The sequence below is a fragment of the Kitasatospora sp. NPDC101176 genome (assembly GCF_044768035.1).
In the GTDB taxonomy this organism is placed as follows: domain Bacteria; phylum Actinomycetota; class Actinomycetes; order Streptomycetales; family Streptomycetaceae; genus Kitasatospora.
In genome coordinates this window covers 101,287-120,166 of sequence record NZ_JBIWPA010000001.1, presented here as the reverse complement: position 1 = coordinate 120,166, position 18,880 = coordinate 101,287, and the positions used below count along the sequence as shown (strand labels likewise).

The 18,880-nt window shown below is 74.6% G+C and carries 12 protein-coding genes and 1 riboswitch; of the genes, 8 read left to right on the top strand and 4 right to left on the bottom strand.

Translation table 11 applies throughout. From position 1 onward, the window contains the following. Positions 1 to 7: 7 nt before the first annotated feature. Positions 8 to 637, bottom strand: a complete 630-nt coding sequence (gene ribA / locus ACIRS1_RS00490) for a GTP cyclohydrolase II (RefSeq protein WP_402835663.1) — start codon at positions 635 to 637, stop codon at positions 8 to 10. A gap of 386 nt (positions 638 to 1,023) precedes the next feature. On the opposite strand from ribA, the gene gdhA reads away from it, so the two are divergent. The 4 genes from gdhA (at position 1,024) to ACIRS1_RS00470 (ending at position 5,449) form a co-directional block, all read left to right on the top strand. Then, positions 1,024 to 2,412, top strand: a complete 1,389-nt coding sequence (gdhA, locus tag ACIRS1_RS00485) for an NADP-specific glutamate dehydrogenase (protein ID WP_402835662.1) — start codon at positions 1,024 to 1,026, stop codon at positions 2,410 to 2,412. 165 nt (positions 2,413 to 2,577) lie between these two features. Continuing rightward, the gene (locus ACIRS1_RS00480) at positions 2,578 to 3,453 is read left to right on the top strand and encodes a GyrI-like domain-containing protein (protein ID WP_402835661.1); all 876 of its coding nucleotides are present in this window, start codon (positions 2,578 to 2,580) and stop codon (positions 3,451 to 3,453) included. Between the two features lie 253 nt (positions 3,454 to 3,706). After that, entirely contained in the window at positions 3,707 to 4,615 is a 909-nt protein-coding gene (locus ACIRS1_RS00475; protein ID WP_402835659.1) for an NADP-dependent oxidoreductase, read from the top strand. Between the two features lie 69 nt (positions 4,616 to 4,684). Beyond that, complete coding sequence (locus ACIRS1_RS00470) at positions 4,685 to 5,449, top strand: VOC family protein (RefSeq protein WP_402835657.1); 765 nt, start codon at positions 4,685 to 4,687, stop codon at positions 5,447 to 5,449. A 172-nt stretch (positions 5,450 to 5,621) separates the two neighbouring features. On the opposite strand, the gene lnt is transcribed toward ACIRS1_RS00470, so the two are convergent. Both lnt and cobN read right to left on the bottom strand, forming a co-directional pair. Beyond that, positions 5,622 to 7,208, bottom strand: a complete 1,587-nt coding sequence (gene lnt, locus ACIRS1_RS00465) for an apolipoprotein N-acyltransferase (RefSeq protein WP_387897333.1) — start codon at positions 7,206 to 7,208, stop codon at positions 5,622 to 5,624. Positions 7,209 to 7,455: 247 nt separating this feature from the next. Next, the gene (gene cobN / locus ACIRS1_RS00460; protein WP_402835654.1) at positions 7,456 to 11,070 is read right to left on the bottom strand and encodes a cobaltochelatase subunit CobN; all 3,615 of its coding nucleotides are present in this window, start codon (positions 11,068 to 11,070) and stop codon (positions 7,456 to 7,458) included. A gap of 403 nt (positions 11,071 to 11,473) precedes the next feature. Further along, positions 11,474 to 11,559: riboswitch (cobalamin riboswitch) on the bottom strand. Positions 11,560 to 11,726: 167 nt separating this feature from the next. Between cobN and ACIRS1_RS00455 the strand changes: the two genes are divergently transcribed. The 3 genes from ACIRS1_RS00455 to ACIRS1_RS00445 are packed head-to-tail and all read left to right on the top strand — an operon-like array spanning position 11,727 to position 15,282. Next, complete coding sequence (locus ACIRS1_RS00455; RefSeq protein WP_402835653.1) at positions 11,727 to 13,061, top strand: hypothetical protein; 1,335 nt, start codon at positions 11,727 to 11,729, stop codon at positions 13,059 to 13,061. Then, positions 13,058 to 13,684, top strand: coding sequence for a precorrin-8X methylmutase (locus ACIRS1_RS00450; protein ID WP_402835651.1), 627 nt, complete (start codon positions 13,058 to 13,060; stop codon positions 13,682 to 13,684). The genes ACIRS1_RS00455 and ACIRS1_RS00450 overlap by 4 nt, the downstream gene beginning before the upstream one ends. After that, entirely contained in the window at positions 13,681 to 15,282 is a 1,602-nt protein-coding gene (locus ACIRS1_RS00445; RefSeq protein ID WP_402835649.1) for a precorrin-2 C(20)-methyltransferase, read from the top strand. The genes ACIRS1_RS00450 and ACIRS1_RS00445 overlap by 4 nt, the downstream gene beginning before the upstream one ends. 188 nt (positions 15,283 to 15,470) lie before the next feature. Here ACIRS1_RS00445 and ACIRS1_RS00440 read toward each other — a convergent pair whose 3' ends face one another. Continuing rightward, positions 15,471 to 17,210 (bottom strand): TIGR03767 family metallophosphoesterase, encoded by a 1,740-nt coding sequence (locus ACIRS1_RS00440; protein ID WP_402835647.1) that lies wholly within the window; start codon positions 17,208 to 17,210, stop codon positions 15,471 to 15,473. A 410-nt stretch (positions 17,211 to 17,620) separates the two neighbouring features. Between ACIRS1_RS00440 and ACIRS1_RS00435 the strand changes: the two genes are divergently transcribed. Beyond that, the gene (locus ACIRS1_RS00435) at positions 17,621 to 18,871 is read left to right on the top strand and encodes a cobalt-precorrin-5B (C(1))-methyltransferase (RefSeq protein WP_402835646.1); all 1,251 of its coding nucleotides are present in this window, start codon (positions 17,621 to 17,623) and stop codon (positions 18,869 to 18,871) included. Positions 18,872 to 18,880 lie beyond the last annotated feature (9 nt).

Below are 18,880 nucleotides of genomic sequence, written 5' to 3'. Positions count from 1 at the left end.
CGCGGGCTCAGCCGACCAGCAGGGAGAGCTCGATCGAGTGCCCGGTCCGCTCCGCCTTGGCCCGCAGGTAGCGGACGTTGCTGGCGTTCTGGTGCACGCCGGTCGGCACCCGGTGCCGGACGGTGACGCCGAGGTCGGCCAGCTGGGCGGCCTTGTCCGGGTTGTTGCTCAGCAGATCGACGGTGGCGGCGCCGAGCGCGGCGAGCATCTGGGCCGCCGCGGTGTAGTCACGGCCGTCCTCGGGCAGGCCGAGCGCGGTGTTGGCGTCGTAGGTGTCCAGGCCGGAGTCCTGCAGGGCGTAGGCGTCGAGCTTGTTGTAGAGGCCGATGCCCCGGCCCTCCTGCCGCAGGTACAGCAGGAACCCGCCCGCCTCGGCGATCCGCTCGACGGACTCGCGCAGCTGCGGGCCGCAGTCGCAGCGGTCGGAGCCGAAGACGTCCCCGGTCAGGCACTCCGAGTGCAGGCGCACCAGCGGGGTGCCGCCCTCCGGCACCTCGCCGAACGCGAGCGCCAAGTGCTCGGCGCCGTCGGCGAGGCCGTGGAAGGTGAAGGCCTCCGCCTCGGCGCGGTAGCCGTCGGGGAAGGTCAGCGGGATGCGCACGCGCGAGCGCACCGTGGCGGGGCCGGGCTGCGGCATGGGTGGGCCTCCGTCGATGAGGGGTGGACCGGGCGGCTCCGGGTGAGCCGGGTGTCGACCGTACTCGGTCGTTCCAATTTGAACAACTGGGTACCGTCCGTGCCCACCGGGTGCACGCAGGCGCACAACAGCGCCCGCGCCCCACCTGTTCCCGACCTGTTCGCGACCCGTTCCCGTCGGCGTGAGCCCTTCCCGGACGCGGGGGTTCAGCCGGGCTCCATGCGGACCCGAGGGCGCTGCCGGATCGTACGGTCCGCGAGGTGAGGGGGTTTCAGCATGTGGATGTCCCGGGAGCCGGGTCCTGGACACGGCGAGACTTCCCCCGTTTCCTGGGCACGGGAACGCCTCGCGCACGACCACCGACGACCACGGAAGGTCCTGATCTGATGCCCACCAACCCTCACGCCGCAGCCTCCCCGCACCCCTTCGACGCCGAACAGCGCGTCATCGAGGCGCTCTACGCGGAGGTCGTCCGCCGGAACAGGGGCGAAGCGGAGTTCCACCAGGCCGTCCACGAGGTCCTGGAGACCCTCGGCCCGGTCCTCGCCCAGCGCCCCGAGCTCGTCGACGCCCGGATCATCGAGCGGATCTGCGAACCCGAGCGGCAGCTCATGTTCCGGGTGCCGTGGACGGACGACTCCGGCGCCGTCCACGTCAACCGCGGCTTCCGGGTCGAGTTCAGCAGCGCCCTCGGCCCCTACAAGGGCGGGCTGCGCTTCCACGCCTCGGTGAACCTCGGCATCGTCAAGTTCCTCGGCTTCGAGCAGATCTTCAAGAACGCGCTCACCGGGCTCGCCATCGGCGGCGGCAAGGGCGGCTCCGACTTCGACCCCAAGGGCCGCTCGGACGCCGAGATCATGCGGTTCTGCCAGTCCTTCATGACCGAGCTGCACCGCCACCTCGGCGAGCACACCGACGTCCCGGCGGGGGACATCGGCGTCGGCGGCCGGGAGATCGGCTACCTCTTCGGCCAGTACAAGCGGATCACCAACCGCTACGAGAGCGGCGTCCTCACCGGCAAGGGCCTCGGCTGGGGCGGCGCGCAGGTCCGGACCGAGGCGACCGGCTACGGCTGCGTGATGTTCACCGCCGAGATGCTGCGCAGCCGCGGCGAGGGCCTGGACGGGCGGCGGGTCGCCGTCTCCGGCTCCGGCAACGTGGCCGTCTACGCCATCGAGAAGGCGCAGCAGCTCGGCGCGACGGTGCTCACCTGCTCCGACTCCTCCGGCTACGTGGTGGACGAGAAGGGCATCGACCTCGACCTGCTCAAGGAGGTCAAGGAGGTCCGGCGCGGCCGTGTCGCCGACTACGCCCGGCTGCGCGGCGGGCACGTCCGGTTCGTCGAGGGCTCGGGCGTGTGGAGCGTGCCCTGCGACGTCGCGCTGCCCTGCGCCACCCAGAACGAGCTGACCGAGGCGGACGCGCTCGCCCTGGTCCGCAACGGCGTGCAGGCGGTCGCCGAGGGCGCCAACATGCCCACCACGCCGGAGGCGGTGCGGGTGTTCCAGGCGGCCGGAGTGGCCTTCGGCCCCGGCAAGGCGGCCAACGCGGGCGGGGTGGCGACCAGCGCGCTGGAGATGCAGCAGAACGCGTCGCGCGACTCCTGGACCTTCGCCGCCACGGAGGAGCGGCTCGCCGGGATCATGAAGCACATCCACGACTCCTGCTTCACCACCGCCGAGCGCTACGGCCACCCGGGCGACTACGTGGTGGGCGCCAACATCGCCGGCTTCGAGCTGGTCGCGGACGCGATGCTGGCCCAGGGCCTGGTCTGAGCCACCCCGCCGCACTGCTGCGCCGCTCCGGGGTGCTGCCGCTCCGCGTTCCTGCCGCTCCGGTCGGGTCCTGCCGTACCCGACCGGAGCGGGCACCGATCGTCGGGTCCGGCAGGGTGGGTCCTTCCTACGGTGGAGATCAGCAAGGGAAGGACGGGGGCAGGAGTGCTCGAACACCTCAACCGGGCGATGGACGAGATCGACCGGAACCTGGACCGCGAGATCGACGTGGCCGCCCTGGCGCGGATCGCGATGACGTCGGAGTACCACTTCCGGCGGCTGTTCTCGATGCTCGCCGGGATGCCGCTGTCTGAGTACGTCCGCCGTCGGCGACTGACCGTCGCCGGGGCGGAAGTCCTCGACGGCGAAAGGACGTTGCTCGACATCGCGGTCAGATACGGCTACACCTCGGGCGAGGCGTTCGCCCGGGCCTTCCGGGCGATGCACGGGGTCGGCCCCGGCGAGGCCCGGCGCAGCCGTGCGGTGCTCACCTCCCAGCCCCGGATGTCCTTCCGACTCGTCGTGGAGGGAAGCAGCAGCATGGAATACCGGATCGTCCAGAAGCCGGACTTCCGGATCGTCGGCAGGAAGGCCCGGGTCACCCTGATCTACCAGGGCGTCAACCCGGGGATCGCCGAGTTCATCAGGGGGCTCGGCAAGGACACCGTCGAGCGGATCGCGGAGCTCACCGGCCGGGATCCGGTCGGCATCGTGTCGGTGAGCGACGACTTCTCCGCCAACCGGGAGGAGGGCTCCGAACTCGACTACTGGCACGCGGTGGTGGCGCGCGAGGACGCCGTGGTCCCGGACGACCTGGACGTCCTGCACGTCCCGGCCGGGATGTGGGCCGTGTTCAGCAACAGCGGGCCGTTCCCGCAGGCCCTGCAGGAGATGTGGGGGGACGTGGCCGCGCAGTGGTTCCCGTCCAACCCGTACGAGGCCCGGCCGGGCCCGGAGATCCTGCAGACCCGTTTCGTCCCGGGGACGGCCGACGCCGAGGCGGAGCTGTGGATCCCCGTGGCCCGGGCCGTACGGAGCTGACGGCCGGCGGGTGCGGGTCGGTCGACAACCGACGGATAACAGGTAACAGATGACAGATGACAGCGGACAGATAACAGATTTCGAAATCTGTCATCTGTCCGCTGTCATCTGTTCGCCGTCTCGGCCCCAGCCCCCGGCTCGCACCCGCGGCCCCCGTTCGGCCCACCAGCGCCCGCCCCCGCCCCGCCCGTCCCCGCATGCTGGCCTGGGGCCCCGGGGGAGCAGGAGCCGCGACCGAGGAGTGGGATCAGCGATGGCCAAGGCGTTCGGCTTCGTCGACTACGGCGGGCCGGAGACACAGGAGTTCATGGACCGCCCGGTCCTTGAGGCCGGCCCCGGACAGCTGGCGATCGCGGTCCGCGCCGCGGGCGTGAACCCGGTGGACTGGAAGATCCGCCGCGGCCTGCTCGGCCGGGAGCGGACCCTTCCGGCCGTCATGGGGCAGGAGGCCTCCGGGGTGGTGCAACAGGTCGGTCCGGGCGTCACCGGGTTCACCCCCGGCGACGAGGTGTTCGGCCTCGCGGCCGCCGGCGCGTTCGCCGAGCAGACGCTTCTGCGCGCCGACGCGAGCGCGCTCAAACCCGGCGGCGTCGGCTTCGACCGGGCCGCCGCACTGTCCGTCTCGGTGGCCACGGCGGACGACGCCGTGCGCGACCTCGGCCTCGGGGCCGGCCGGACGGTGCTCATCCTCGGCATCGCCGGTGGCGTCGGCAGCGCGGCCGCCCAGATCGCCCGCAGCCGCGGCCTGACCGTCATCGGCACGGCGAGCGATGCCAACCGGCAGCACGTGGAGTCCCTCGGCGCGGTCCAGGTGCGCTACGGCGAGGGTGTCGCCGAGCGGATCGCCGCCGCCGCGCCCGACGGCGTCGACGGCGTCCTGGACCTGGTCGGCGGTGTCGCCCTCAGGGAGGCCGCCGGCCCGCTCAAGGGCCGGGTGGAGCTGGTCAGTACGGCCGACCCGGTCACCGTCGCGGAGCTCGGCGGCCGTTACGTCACCCGCTCGGCCACCCCGGAGACCCTCGCCGATCTGGCCGCCCTGGTCGCCGCCGGCGAGCTGGACCCGCACGTCACCGGCCGCTATCCGCTGGACCGGGCGGTCGAGGCGGTCTCCGCCGTCGAATCCGGGCACGCCCGGGGCAAGGTCGTTCTCGAAATCGCTTGAAAAACAAGATTCGTGACGATTCATCATATCTCGTCGAAGAACGTTCAGAGAAAGTCGAGAGTAGAGGCCATGAAGCAGAATTCAGTGACCATGGACGGCCCCTGCTGGGTCGAGCTGGGCACCTCGGACCCGGCCGCGGCCAAGGCCTTCTACCGCGAGCTGTTCGGCTGGCGTGCCGAGACCGACCCGCGCCCCGAGGCCGGCGGCTACACCCAGATGCTCCTCGGCGACGCCCCGGCCGCCGGACTCACCCCGCTGTTCACGCCGGACCAGCCCACCGCCTGGACGGTGTCCTTCGCCGTGCCCGACACCGACGTCGTCGTCGCCCTGGTCAAGGACGCGGGCGGCCGGGTCCTGATGGAGCCGGCCGAGGTGTTCGACCTGGGCCGGTTCGCGGTGGCAGCGGACCCGTCCGGGGCGGTCTTCTCGCTCTGGCAGGCCCGCGCCTTCCAGGGCGCCGGGGTGCTCAACGAGCCCGGTGCGCTCGGCTGGGTGGAGCTGCTCACCCGCGACCCGGTGACCTCCGCGGCGTTCTACCCGGAGGTGTTCGGCTGGTCCGTGAGCCGCTCCGACCAGTACACCCAATGGGGCGTGCACGGTGGGGACTTCGGCGGCATGCTGGTGATGGACGACCGCTTCCCGCCGGAGGTGCCGCCGCACTGGCTGCCGTACTTCTCGGTCGCGGACGTCGACAACACCGTCACCCGGGCGAGCGGCCTCGGCGCGGACGTGCTGATGCCCGCCACGGACGTACCGGAGGGGCCGCGGATCGCGGTGCTGCGCGATCCGCAGGGCGCGGCGTTCGGGGTCTACCTGGCCGGCACCGAGGGCTGATCCGGCACCGAGAGCTGATCCGGCCCCGAGGGCCGATTCGGCTCATAGGCCCGGACCGGCGCGCGGGGCGGCGTACCGCGCACCGCCCCGCGAGCCGGGCGCCCAGGCGGAGCCGGGCTCGCCGGAGGCCCGGCGCCCACCGGGGCGGCCCCGTTCACCGGCGGCTCAGGGCCTACCGGCGCCGCCGCCGGGGAGAGGAGCGCCACACGCCCACCGCGGCGGCCGCCGTGACCAGCAGCGCTGCCGCCGGCACCACGTCGCCGACCCGGTCGTACCAGGTCAGCGTCCCGGGCTCGGTGAGCGGCACCCGGACGGTCAGCGCACCGGTGCCGTCCGTGCCGAGCCGGGCGAGTTCCCGCCCCTGGGCGTCGAAGGCCGCCGACACGCCGGTCAGCGAGGCCTGCACGGCCGGCCGGCCGGTCTCGGCGGCCCGGATCGCCGCGAGCGAGACGTGCTGCTCGGGTGCCCAGGTGTCCTGGAAGGTCGAGGTCGAGGACTGGTAGACGAGCATCCGGGCGCCGTCCCGCGCGGCCGTGCGGGCCATGTCGGGGAAGGCGGACTCGAAGCAGATCAGCGCGCCGACCGGCAGTGGGGCGCCCGTCCGGTCGGTGGCGGGCAGCAGGTGGAAGGCGGTGCCCGGGGCCCGGTTCTCGCCGGCCGCGCGACTGACCCCGGCGATCCAGCCGAGCAGCGGCCGCAGCGGGATGTACTCGCCGAACGGCACCAGCCGGATCTTGCGGTAGCGGTCCACCACACCCGCCGGGGAGACCAGCACCGCGTCCTTGGAGATCCGCCCGTCCGCCTTGCGGGCGTCCTCCCCGGCGATGACCGGGGCGCCGGTGGCGGCGGCGAGGCCGCGCAGCCGGTCGAGGGCGGCCGGGTCGCGGTCGAGGTCGGCGGTGGTGCTGCTCTCGCCCCAGACGACGAGGTCCACCGGGTGGCCGCCGAGGGCCGCGGTGTCCCGGGCGCCGGCCTCGAAGCGGGCCTGCGGATCCTCCACGACGCCGGGCTGGATCAGTGCCACGGTGACGGCCCCGGTCCGGGCGGGGGCGTCGCGCAGCGCGAACAGCAGCGGTCCGGCGGCCAGCACCAGGACGGTGGCCAGCGCCGCCAGCGCGCGCGGGCGCCACTGCGCGGCGGTCAGCACGATCAGCACCCCGGTGTTGACGGCCGCCACCGCGGCGCTGACCAGCCAGATCCCGCCGGCCGAGGCCAGTCCGAGGATCGCCGGGTGCTGCCACTGGGTCGCGCCGAGCAGCGCCCACGGCCCGCCGAGGGCGTGCCAGGACCGCGCGTACTCGGTGGCCACCCACACCGCAGGGACGACGACGAGGGCGAGCAGCGCCCGACGGGCGGTCAACGGCGGGTGCAGCAGCCGGTGCACGGCGTAGCCGACGGCGCCCTGCAGCGCCCCGACCAGCACGGCCAGCACCGGCAGTCCCGGCCCGATGGAGGGGATCAGCCAGTACATGGCCGTCAGGATGAACCCGGCCCCGAACCACCAGCCGCGCACCGCCGCCTCCCGTCCGTCGGGGGCCCGTTGCATCAGCAGCAGCCCGGGGACGAGCGCGATCCACGCCAGCCACGCCTGCCCGGGCGCGGGGAACGCCAGGACCGGCACCGCCCCGGCGGCCAGTGCGCCGAACCGGGCGCGGTAGCGGTGTGGTCTGCGAGGCCGCTCCGGGGCGTGCCGGTGGGCGCTGTGCCCGGGGTGCGGCGTGCGCGGGGCGGGGCTGGGGGGCGCGGGGCGGCGGGACATGCCCCGTATTGTCCGCTCGGACGGAGCGCGCCACCAGTATTCCTGTCACCCGAACGGGCTAATGGGACACCGGTGGCGCGGACTCCTGCCGTGCGAAGTCCGGTGGCGGGGAAGCCCGGTGGCGCGACGCCGGTCGGAAGTCCGCCGGCTGTCCGCCAACCGTCCGCAGGCCGGCAGGCCTGCGGACGGTCGCCGAAGGACGCCGGAGGTCCGCCGTCCGGCGGCCGCCCGCCCCGCCCCGGCCGACTCAGCCCTCGTCGCCCTCCAGGTCCCCCTCCGTCTCCAGGAACGCGGCCTGCAGCTGCTCGATCAGCTCCGGGTCCGGCTGCTCCCACAGCCCGCGGCTCGCCGCCTCCAGCAGCCGCTCGCTGATCCCGTGCAGCGCCCACGGGTTGGCGCCGGCCAGGAACTCCCGGTTGACCGGGTCGAGCACGTACTCCTGGGTGAGCTTCTCGTACATCCAGTCCGCGACCACGCCGGTGGTGGCGTCGTAGCCGAACAGGTAGTCCACGGTCGCGGCCATCTCGAACGCGCCCTTGTACCCGTGGCGGCGCATCGCCTCGATCCAGCGCGGGTTGACCACGCGGGCGCGGAAGACGCGGGCGGCCTCCTCGGTCAGCGTCCGGGTGCGGACCGTCTCCGGGCGGGTCGAGTCGCCGATGTAGGCGGTCGGCGCCTTGCCGGTGAGCGCCCGGACGGTGGCCACCATGCCGCCGTGGTACTGGAAGTAGTCGTCCGAGTCGGCGATGTCGTGCTCGCGGGTGTCGGTGTTCTTGGCGGCGACGGTGATCCGCTTGTAGGCGGTCTCCATCTCCTCGCGCGCGGGCCGGCCGTCCAGCCCGCGCCCGTACGCGTAGCCGCCCCAGACCGTGTACACCTCGGCGAGGTCGGCGTCGGTGCGCCAGTCCCGGCTGTCGATCAGCTGGAGCAGGCCGGCGCCGTAGGTGCCGGGGCGGGAGCCGAACACGCGGACGGTGGCCTTGCGCTCGTCGCCGTGCACGGCCACGTCCGCCTGGACGTGGGCGCGTACGAAGTTCTGCTCCGCGGGCTCCTCCTGGGCGGCGGCCAGGCGCACGGCGTCGTCCAGCAGGGCGACGACGTGCGGGAAGGCGTCGCGGAAGAAGCCGGAGATGCGCAGCGTCACGTCGATGCGCGGGCGGCCCAGCTCCTCCAGGGAGATCGGCTCCAGACCGGTGACCCGGCGCGAGGCGTCGTCCCAGACCGGCCGGACGCCGAGCAGGGCGAAGGCCTCGGCGATGTCGTCGCCGGCGGTGCGCATCGCGCTGGTGCCCCAGAGCGAGAGGCCGACGGAGGGCGGGTAGGCGCCGTCGTTGTCGGCGGTGTACCGCTCGACCAGCGAGGCGGCGAGCGCCTGCCCGGTCTCCCAGGCGAGCTTGCTGGGGACGGCCTTGGGGTCGACGGAGTAGAAGTTGCGGCCGGTCGGCAGCACGTTGACCAGGCCGCGCAGCGGGGAGCCGGATGGACCGGCGGGGACGAAGCCGCCCTGCAGCGCGTGCAGCACGGCGTCCAGTTCGTCGGTGGTGGCGGCCAGGCGCGGCACCACCTGGGTGGCGGCGAAGGTCAGCACCTCGCCGACGGCCTCCGGCAGCCCGGCGGCGACCTTCTCCACCGCCTCGACCGCCCAGTCCTGCTCCTCCATCGCCTCGACCAGCGCGCGGGCCTTGGCCTCGGCCGCGTCGGTGGCGCCGAGGGTCAGCGCGGCCTCGTCCAGGCCCAGCGCCTCGCGCAGACCGGGCAGCGCGCTGACACCGCCCCAGATCTGGCGGGCGCGGAGGATGGCGAGCACGATGTTGACCCGGTCGGTGCCGGCCGGCGCCTGGCCGAGGACGTGCAGGCCGTCCCGGATCTGGGCGTCCTTGATCTCGCAGAGCCAGCCGTCGACGTGCAGGAGGAAGTCGTCGAAGCCGTCGTCCTCGGGGCGCTCGTCCAGGCCGAGGTCGTGGTCCAGCTTGGCGGCCTGGATGAGCGTCCAGATCTGGGCGCGGATCGCGGGCAGCTTGGCCGGGTCCATGGCGGCGATGTTGGAGTGCTCGTCGAGCAGCTGCTCCAGCCGGGCGATGTCGCCGTAGGAGTCGGCGCGGGCCATCGGCGGCACCAGGTGGTCGACCAGGGTGGCGTGGGCCCGGCGCTTGGCCTGGGTGCCCTCGCCCGGGTCGTTGACCAGGAACGGGTAGATCAGCGGCAGGTCGCCGAGGACGGCGTCCGGGCCGCACTCGGCGGACAGCGCGGCGGTCTTGCCGGGCAGCCATTCCAGGTTGCCGTGCTTGCCGAGGTGGATGACGGCGTGCGCGCCGAAGCCGCCGTCGGCCTGGGCGGCCTCGATCCAGCGGTAGGCGGCCAGGTAGTGGTGGCTCGGCGGCAGGTCCGGGTCGTGGTAGATGGCGACCGGGTTCTCGCCGAAGCCGCGCGGCGGCTGGATGAGCACCAGCAGGTTCCCGGAGCGGATCGCGGCCAGCACGATGTCGCCGTCCGGGTTCTGCGAGCGGTCGACGTACAGCTCGCCGGGGGCGGGGCCCCAGTGCTCCTCGACCTGCTCGCGCAGCGCCTGCGGCAGCGTGGCGTACCAGCGGCGGTAGTCGGCGGCCGGGATGCGCACCGGGTTGCGGGCCAGCTGGTCCTCGGTGAGCCAGTCCTGGTCGTAGCCGCCGGCCGCGATCAGGGCGTGGATGATCGCGTCGCCCTCGTGCCCCTCCTCGGCGCCGTCGTCCAGGCCGGGCAGCTCGTTCCCGAGGTCCATGCCCTCCTCGCGCAGCCGGTGCAGCAGTCGCACGGCGCTGGCCGGGGTGTCCAGGCCGACGGCGTTGCCGACCCGGGCGTGCTTGGTCGGGTACGCGGACAGCACCAGCGCCAGGCGGCGCTCGGCCGCCGGGACGTGCCGCAGCGCGGCGTGCCGGACGGCGGTGCCGGCCACCCGGGCGGCGCGCTCCGGGTCGGCGGCGTAGACGGTCAGGCCGTCCTCGTCCAGCTCCTTGAAGGAGAAGGGGACGCTGATCAGGCGGCCGTCGAACTCCGGCACCGCGATCTGGGTGGCGGTGTCCAGCGGGGAGAGGCCGTCGTCGCTGGCCTCCCACTGGGCGCGCGACCAGGTCAGGCAGAGCGCCTGCAGGATCGGGCGGTCCAGCGCGGCGAGCGCTCCGGCGTCCCAGGCCTCCTCGTCGCCGCCGGCCTGGGCGTCGGCCGGGCGGGTGCCGCCGGCGGCGAGCACGGTGGTGACGATCGCGTCGGCCTCGCCGAGCGCGGCCAGCAACTCGGGCTCGGCGCCGCGCAGCGAGGCGCAGTAGTAGGCGCGCGCCCGGGCGCCGCGGTCCTCGATCGCCCGGCAGAGCGTCTCGACGAAGGCGGTGTTGCCGCTCATGTGGTGGGCCCGGTAGTAGAGCACGGCGACGGTCGGGCCGTCGCCGTCGCGGGCCTCGCGCTCCAGCGGGCCCCAGGCGGGCGCGGAGGCGGGCGGGGCGAAGCCGTGGCCGGTGAGCAGCACGGTGTCGGAGAGGAAGGCGCCGAGCTCGGCCAGGTTGCCGGCGCCGCCGTGGGCGAGGTAGGCGTGCGCCTCGGCGGCGATGCCGGCCGGGACGGTGGACAGCTCCATCAGCTGGGCGTCGGGCGCCTGTTCGCCGGTCAGCACGATGACCGGGCGGGGGCCGGCGAGCAGCGAGTCCAGGCCCTCCTGCCAGGCGCGGCGGCCGCCGAGCAGGCGGACCACCACGAGGTCGGTGCCCTCCAGCAGGGCGGGCAGCTCCTCGGGGGTGAGCCGGGCCGGGTTGCCGAGCCGGAACGGAACGGGGCCCTCGCTGGCGCGGGCGCTGAGCAGGTCGGTGTCGGAGGTCGACAGCAGCAGGATCATGCGAAGGCCCTCCCGGCCTCGGAGCCGCCCCGAGCCGAAGGGCGCGCCGGCGTTGAAAGTGACGAGTGACAGGCGTGGCTGACGTGACGGGCTCGGCCGTCACGGAGGGTGCGGTGGGCCGGGCCGGCCCGGTGGGCGCGCCCGGGGTGACGGGCGGCGGGTGCCGTGGCGGGTACCGGAGTGCGGGGGCACCGCCCGGCGGGCGGGCCGGCGGCGGGCGTCGACCGCGGGTGCGGGTGCGGGTGCGGGTGCCCGGGGGCCGGCCGCGGGCCGGGGCGACGGAGGCCGCCCGGGGACGCGTGCGGGCGTGGTCCGCCTGCCGACGCGTGCGCGGGCATGCGACAGCGCTGGTGCATTTCTGCCTTCCTCGGGGTCCGCGCCCCGGGCCGGTGGAGGACGGCAGGAGTTCCTGGCTCCCGCGGCCGCCCGGTGTCCCGGTGAACCGCGGTCACAGTGGCGGGACCGCACCGGGCTTGCACCGGTTTCCTCCCCTGCGCCGTCGCTGGCGTTCGGACGGCCCGCTGGGACCGCCCGCGAGCATCGTACGGGGTGCGGCTGACCTGGGGGAGGGGCGATCGGCGGCGGCCGTCCGGAGCGGCCGGGGTGTGATGCAGCGGACGGAGGCAAGCGATCGGATCATCTGTATGCTCGCGGCCATGCCACCGACACCCGACGCCATCGCGCCGGGCGCCGCGGTGCCCGACCGGGGGCGCGCGGACGCCTGCCCAGGGGCCCTTCGTCTGCACCAGGCCGACGACGGCGCCCTGGCCCGGGTCCGTCTGCCCGGGGGCCTGCTGACGGATCGTCAGGTGCTGGCGCTGGCCGAGGCGGCCGAGGCGCTCGGCGACGGCGAACTGGAGACCACCTCCCGCGGCAACGTCCAACTCCGCGGCCTCGCTTCGCACTGCGGGGCGGAGCTCGCCGACCGGCTGCGCGCGGTCGGACTGCTGCCCTCGGACACCCACGAGCGGGTGCGCAACATCGTCGCCTCGCCGCTGGCCGGGCTCACCGGCCCCGCCGCGGACGGCACCGGCACCGGCGTCGGTGCCGCCTCGGGCGCCGCCCCCGGCACCGACGTGCAGGCCTGGGTGCGGGAGCTGGACGCGCGGCTGTGCGCGAGCGACTGGGCGGCCGGGCTCTCCGGCAAGTTCCTCTTCGCGCTGGACGACGGGCGGGGCGACGTCGCCGCGCTCGACGCCGATGTGACATTGATCGCAGGCGGGCCCGGCGCCGCCGGCGGCGCGGGCCCGGCCTCGGCTGCGCCGGCACTGCTGCGCCTCGGACGGGCCGACCACGGACACCCGGTACCGCGGGGGCAGGAGGTGACGGCCGTGCTGGACGCGGCCCGCGCCTTCCTGGACGCGCTGCGGGCGAACGGGCGCCGGGCCTGGCACCTGCGGGAGACACCCGACCTGCTCCCGGCCGGCACGGTGCCGCTGCCCGCCCTCCCCGGGACTCCGCCCGCCGTGGGCGCGCTGCCCGGCGGGCTGTCCGTGGGGATGCGCTTCGGCCGGGCGGGCGCCGCCCAGTGGCGCGCGCTCGCCGCCGCCTGCGCGGGGGAGGTCCGGCTGACCCCCTGGCGCGGCGCGGTGCTGCCGGGTGCGTCCGCCGACCGGCTGTCCGCCCTGGCCTCGGCCGGGTTCAGGACCGCGCCCGGCTCGGCCTGGGAGCGGGCCACCGCCTGCACCGGGCTGCCGGGCTGCGCCAGGTCGCTCGCCGACGTCCGGGCCGAGGCGGCCCGGGCGCTGGACGCGGCCGACGGTGCCGACGGTGCCGAAGGTGCCGACGCAGGACTTCCGGTGCTTCCGGTGCACTGGTCGGGGTGTGCACGGCGCTGCGGCCATCCGGCCGGGCGGTGGGTGGACGTGCTCGCCACCGGGCAGGGCTACCGGGTGACGGTGAACGGTCCGGCAGCCACCGGGGCGGCCGTGGACGTGACGAACGAGGAGATGGCCGAGGCGGTCGCCGAGGCCAGGAGGACCACGAAGTGATCGAGTACGAGAAGGACGGCGCGTCCATCTACCGCCAGTCCTTTGCCACCATCCGCGCGGAGGCCGATCTGGCCGCCCTCCCGGCGGACGTCTCCCGGGTCGCGGTGCGGATGATCCACGCCTGCGGCATGGTCGACCTGGTCGAGGACCTGGTGTACTCGCCCGGCGTGGTCGCCTCCGCGCGCGCCGCGCTGAACGCCGGGGCGCCGATCCTGTGCGACGTCAACATGGTCGCCAGCGGCGTCACGCGCAAGCGCCTGCCCGCCGACAACGAGGTGGTCTGCACCCTCACCGACCCCTCGGTGCCCGAACTCGCCCGGAAGACGGGCAACACCCGCAGCGCCGCCGCCATGGAGCTGTGGCTGCCCCGGCTGGAGGGCGCGGTGGTGGCCGTCGGCAACGCGCCGACCTCGCTCTTCCGGCTGCTGGAGCTGATCGAGGCGGGCGCCCCCCGCCCGGCCGCGGTGATCGGCGTCCCGGTCGGCTTCATCGGCGCCGCCGAGTCCAAGCAGGCCCTGGCCGAGCACCCGTCCGGGCTGGAGCACCTGGTGGTGCGCGGCCGGCGCGGCGGCAGCGCGATGGCCGCCGCCGCCATCAACGCGATTGCGAGCGAAGAAGAGTGACGGATCGTCAGACCACCGGCAGCGGGCGGCTCTACGGCGTCGGGCTCGGCCCGGGGGACCCGTCGCTGGTCACCGTCCGCGCCGCCGAACTCATCGGCAAGGCCGACGTGGTGGCCTACCACAGCGCTCGGCACGGCCGCTCCATCGCCCGCTCCATCGCCGAGCGGTACCTGACGGGTGGTCAGATCGAGGAGAAGCTGGTCTACCCGATCACGGTCGAGACCACCGACCACCCCGGCGGCTACCGGGGCGCGCTGGACGACTTCTACGAGGAGGCCGCCGCGCGGCTGGCCGCCCACCTCGACGCCGGACGCGACGTCGTCGTCCTCGCCGAGGGCGACCCGCTGTTCTACGGCTCCTACCAGCACATGCACAAGCGCCTCGCGCACCGCTACCCGACCGAGGTGGTGCCCGGCGTCACCTCCGTCAGTGCCGCGGCCGCCCGCCTCGGGCAGCCCCTCACCGAGGCCGAGGAGACGCTCACCGTCATCCCCGGGACCCTGCCCGAGGAGGAGCTGACGGCCCGGATCGCCGCCGCCGACTCCGCAGTGATCATGAAGCTGGGCCGCACCTTCCCCGCCGTCCGCCGTGCGCTGGAGCGGGCCGGGCGACTGGCGGACGCCCAGTACGTCGAGCGCGCCTTCATGGAGGGGGAGCGCATCGCGCCGCTGGCCGAGGTCGAGGGCGAGACCGTCCCGTACTTCTCGGTGGCCGTGCTGCCCAGCAAGGTCGCGCCGCTCGGGACGTCCGCGGCGCCCGAGCCGCTCGAGCCGGAGGCCCGGCGGGCGGACGGCCCGGGCGCGGTGACCGTCATCGGCACCGGGCCGGCCGGACCGCTCTGGCTCACCCCCGAGGCGCGCGGCGCCCTCGCCGAGGCCACCGACCTGGTCGGCTACACCACCTACCTGGACCGGGTGCCCGAGCGCCCGGGGCAGCGGCGGCACGGCTCGGACAACAAGGTGGAGTCCGAGCGCGCCGAGTACGCCCTCGAACTGGCCCGGCGCGGGCACCGGGTCGCGGTGGTCTCCTCGGGTGACCCGGGGGTGTTCGCGATGGCCACCGCCGTGCTCGAGGTCGCCTGCGAGGAGGCCTACCGGGACGTCCCGGTGCGCATCGTCCCCGGCATGACCGCGGCCCACGCGGCGGCCTCCCGGGCGGGCGCCCCGCTCGGGCACGACTACGCGGTCGTCTCGCTGTCGGACCGGCTCAAGCCCTGGGGGGTGGTGGCCGACCGGCTGCGCGCCGCCGCGGCGGCGGACCTGGTGCTCGCGCTCTACAACCCGGGCTCGAAGTCGCGGACCACGCAGGTCGGCCTCGCCCGGGACCTGCTGCTGGAGTACCGCGAGCCGGGGACGCCGGTGGTGATGGCGCGCGACGTCGGCGGCCCGACCGAGCGGGTCCGGATCGTCCGGCTCGGCGAGCTGGACCCGGCCCTGGTCGACATGCGGACCATCCTGCTGATCGGCTCCTCGCAGACCCGGGCGGTCGAGCGGGGCGGCGGTGTGGAGGTCGTCTGGACGCCCCGGCGCTATCCGGAGAGCGCGGAGGCCTCGGAGGGCGCGGACGCCGCGGAGGGCGCGGACGCCGCGGAGGGGTGACGGCGAACGAATGACAGGTGACAGCTGACAGATGATGAAATCTGTCAGCTGTCATCTGTTCGCCGTCTTCCGTCACCGGTCACCGGTCGCCGATCACACGTCGGCAGTCGGCAGTCGGCAGTCGGCAGTCGGCAGTCGGCAGTCGGCGGGCGGCCTCGGCCGTTCGGCCGGCCGCCCGCCGACGGTCGTCACCGGGTCGGCTTGGTGATCAGCAGCTCGGTGTTGTGGTCCTCGCCCGAGCCCAGCAGCGAGGTGACCCGCCCGTTCGGGTCGTTGTAGGACAGCTCGCGATACAGGGCGGCGAGGTTGCCGTCCGAGGTGCTGCCGAAGTCCGTCCCGTACGGTGCGGACGACTCGATCAGCGTCGTGAACAGCGAGAGCGTGCCGTCCCCGTTGTCCGCGATCTCGATGATGCGGCCGTGCTGCGGGTAGTCGATGTGCGAGGCGGTGTTGATCTCCCAGAACGCCCGCTCCGGCACGGCGTGGCCGTGCGGAGTGATCTTGTTCATGTGGGTGTGCCCGTTCACCCACGCGACCACGTTCGGGTACCGCTGGATCAGCGCCACCAGCTCGTTGCCGTCGTGCCGCCGCTCGAAGATGTTGCGCGGGTCGGGCAGCAGGTTCCCCATGGTGGTGCTGGTGTGGTGGCTGAAGAGCAGGATCACGTCGTCCGTGCTGCCGCCCGCCACCCGGCGGCCGTCGGCGTCGTACCAGTGACCGCTGTGCGCCTTCAACTGCTGCTCCAGCCAGCGCAGTTGCGCAGTGCCGAGGGAGCCGTCGGCGAACCCGGCCTGGTTGGTGGTGTCCAGGCTGATGCCGACCACCTTCTCGGAGATCCGGAAGGTGTAGTAGAGCTTGCCGCTGCCCACCATGTCCGAGGTGAAGCCGTGGCCGTACGGGCCGGCGCCGGTGCGCGCCGGGTCCAGGTGGGCCTTGGCGAACTCCTTGAGCGTGAACGGCCGTCGGCGCTCGTCCGGGGTGATCCGGCGCACGGCGTCGCCGCTCGCGATCAGCTTGGCGAGCAGCAGCGCGGCACCCGCCGGGTCGCGCCGCAGCGAGTCCATCAGCTGGGCGGCGTCGGCGTCGTTGCAGCCCTCCAGCTTGTACTGGCCGGTGTAGACGTCGTTCAGCAGTCCGAGGTCGGGCAGCGTGCCCTCGAGGCTGTCGTCGTGGTTGCCCACCGTCGTGTACCAGGGCGTCCGCAGGCCCGGCGCGTCGAAGGGGCGCCCGGCGGCGTCGAGGAAGCCGGGAATCTGCGGGAACCCCTTCGCCTTGTAGCCGTCGCTGTAGGCCAGTTCGGGGTTCCAGTAGGCCGCGTTGCCGGAGTTCTGCACGCCCTCGTAGCGGTTGGGGTCACCGGTGCTCTGGGCCATCCGTCCGCCGCCCATGACGGTGAGGTACCAGTCGAGTTCGGCGTGCTCGTGGTTGTCGGTGTTGTCGCCGGTGGCCATCACCATGCTGAACGGCATCCCGGTGTAGGGGCCGCCGTCGAGCGCGTTGACCCGCTCGACGAGCGCGGAGACGCCGCGGGCGTTGAGGGTCTCCTGGGGCCGGTACGCGCTGCCGTTCCAGCGGGCCAGGTACTCGAAGCGGAACGGGGACTCGGTGTCCACCAGGTGCAGGTCGCTGAACTGGACGAAGCTGGCCAGGCCGGTCCGGCGGTCGTCGCGGCCGCCGCCCGGCGCCGCCAGGTCGCCGCGCACCATCAGGGGCCAGCCCGGGCCCGCCGTCAGTCTTCTGTACGCGCCGGTGCCGCTCGGCGTGGCCACCTGGTCGAGCGTGGTCCCGGTGACCTTGACGGCCCGCGCGGCGGTGGTCGCCAGTGCGCGCTCCCGCTCCGCCGCCGAGGCGAACTGCGCGCCGCCCAGCGACAAGGCCGTCCAGGCGGCGGCCACCGACGTACCGGTGAGGAACGTACGCCGATTCATCCCTGCCACAAAAACCCCCACATTCTGATGGCCCGGCCGGACTTCCGGCCGTCGGCCCCCGTGTCATGAACCCGCCTCTGGCGGACCGCCAGATTACTCACTGGTAGGGGCGGGGGGCGAGGGCCGTGCGGCGAACTCTTCGGGAACGCGCGGCGGTGTTCCTCCCCGGCGCCCCCCGCAACCCGCCCGGACCCGCCCCGGCCCTCCCGTCGCCGGGCGCCCGCGACCCACCGTCCGGCGCCCCGCGACCCGCCTGCCGCCTCCCGGCGCCCGCCCGCCCCGCCGACCGGGCGGAGGCGCCGCGGACACCGCCCCCCGGCCCCGGTCGGGGCGTGACCAGGCGAATGGGGGAAAATCGGCACCGACGGCCGGTGCGGCCGCACGTCGACCCAGCCGGAAGCGAGACGCAGGTGGCCACAACGGGAGCCGGTAGCGGGTCCGGACCGGGAAACGGAGCCGGATCGGGGGCCGGATCCGGCGCCGGGGCGGGCGGGCGGGCCGGCCAGCTGAAGAGCAGCGGTCTGCGCCACGGCTGGACGACGGGGGCCTGCGCCACCGCCGCGACCAAGGCCGCCTACACCGCGCTGCTCACCGGCGAGTTCCCCGACCCGGTCGTCATCACCCTCCCCAAGGGCCAGCAGCCCGCCTTCGCCCTGGCGGCCGAGTCGCTGCTGACCGAGCCGGCGACGGGCTCCCGGGCGGTCGGCACGCCGCCCCGGCCCCCGGCGGCGGCTCGCTCGACCGTCGGCGCCATGGCCGGGGTGGTCAAGGACGCGGGGGACGACCCCGACGTCACCCACGGGGCGCTGATCCGTGCGACGGTCCGCCCCGGCGAGCCCGGTGCCGGAGTGGTGTTCCGGGCTGGCCCCGGCGTCGGCACCGTCACCAAGGCCGGTCTGCCGCTGCCCGTCGGCGAGCCCGCGATCAACCCGGTGCCCCGGCAGATGATCCGCGACGCCGTGGCGGAGGTGGCCGCCGAGCACGGCGGCAGCGGGGACGTCGTGGTGGAGATCTCGGTGGACCACGGCGAGGAGATCGCCCGCTCCACCTGGAACCCCCGGCTCGGCATCCTCGGCGGCCTGTCCATCCTCGGCACCACCGGCATCGTCGTCCCCTACTCCTGCTCCGCGTGGATCGACTCGATCCGCCGCGGCGTGGACGTCGCCCGGGCGGCGGGGCGCACCCACGTGGCCGGGTGCACCGGCTCGACCTCCGAGAAGGTCGCGGTCGCCGTGCACGGGCTGTCGGAGGACGCCCTGCTCGACATGGGCGACTTCGCCGGCGCCGTCCTCAAGTACCTCAAGCGCCACCCGGTGCCCAGGCTGACCATCGCGGGGGGCTTCGCCAAGCTGTCCAAGCTGGCGGCGGGCCACCTCGACCTGCACTCGGCGCGCTCCCAGGTCGACAAGGGCTACCTGGCCGACCTGGCCCGGCGCGGTGGGGCGGACGAGGAGCTGGCCGGGGCGGTGGCGGCGGCCAACACGGGCCTGGAGGCGGTGCAGTTGTGCCGGGCGGCAGGCGTGCCGCTCGGCGACCTGGTCGCCGAGGCGGCGCGGGCGACGGCGCTCGGCGTGCTGGTCGGCTCGCCGGTGGCGGTGGACGTCATCTGCATCGACCGGGCCGGCACCATCGTCGGCCGGGCGGAGCCGCTCGGCCCGTGACACTGTCAC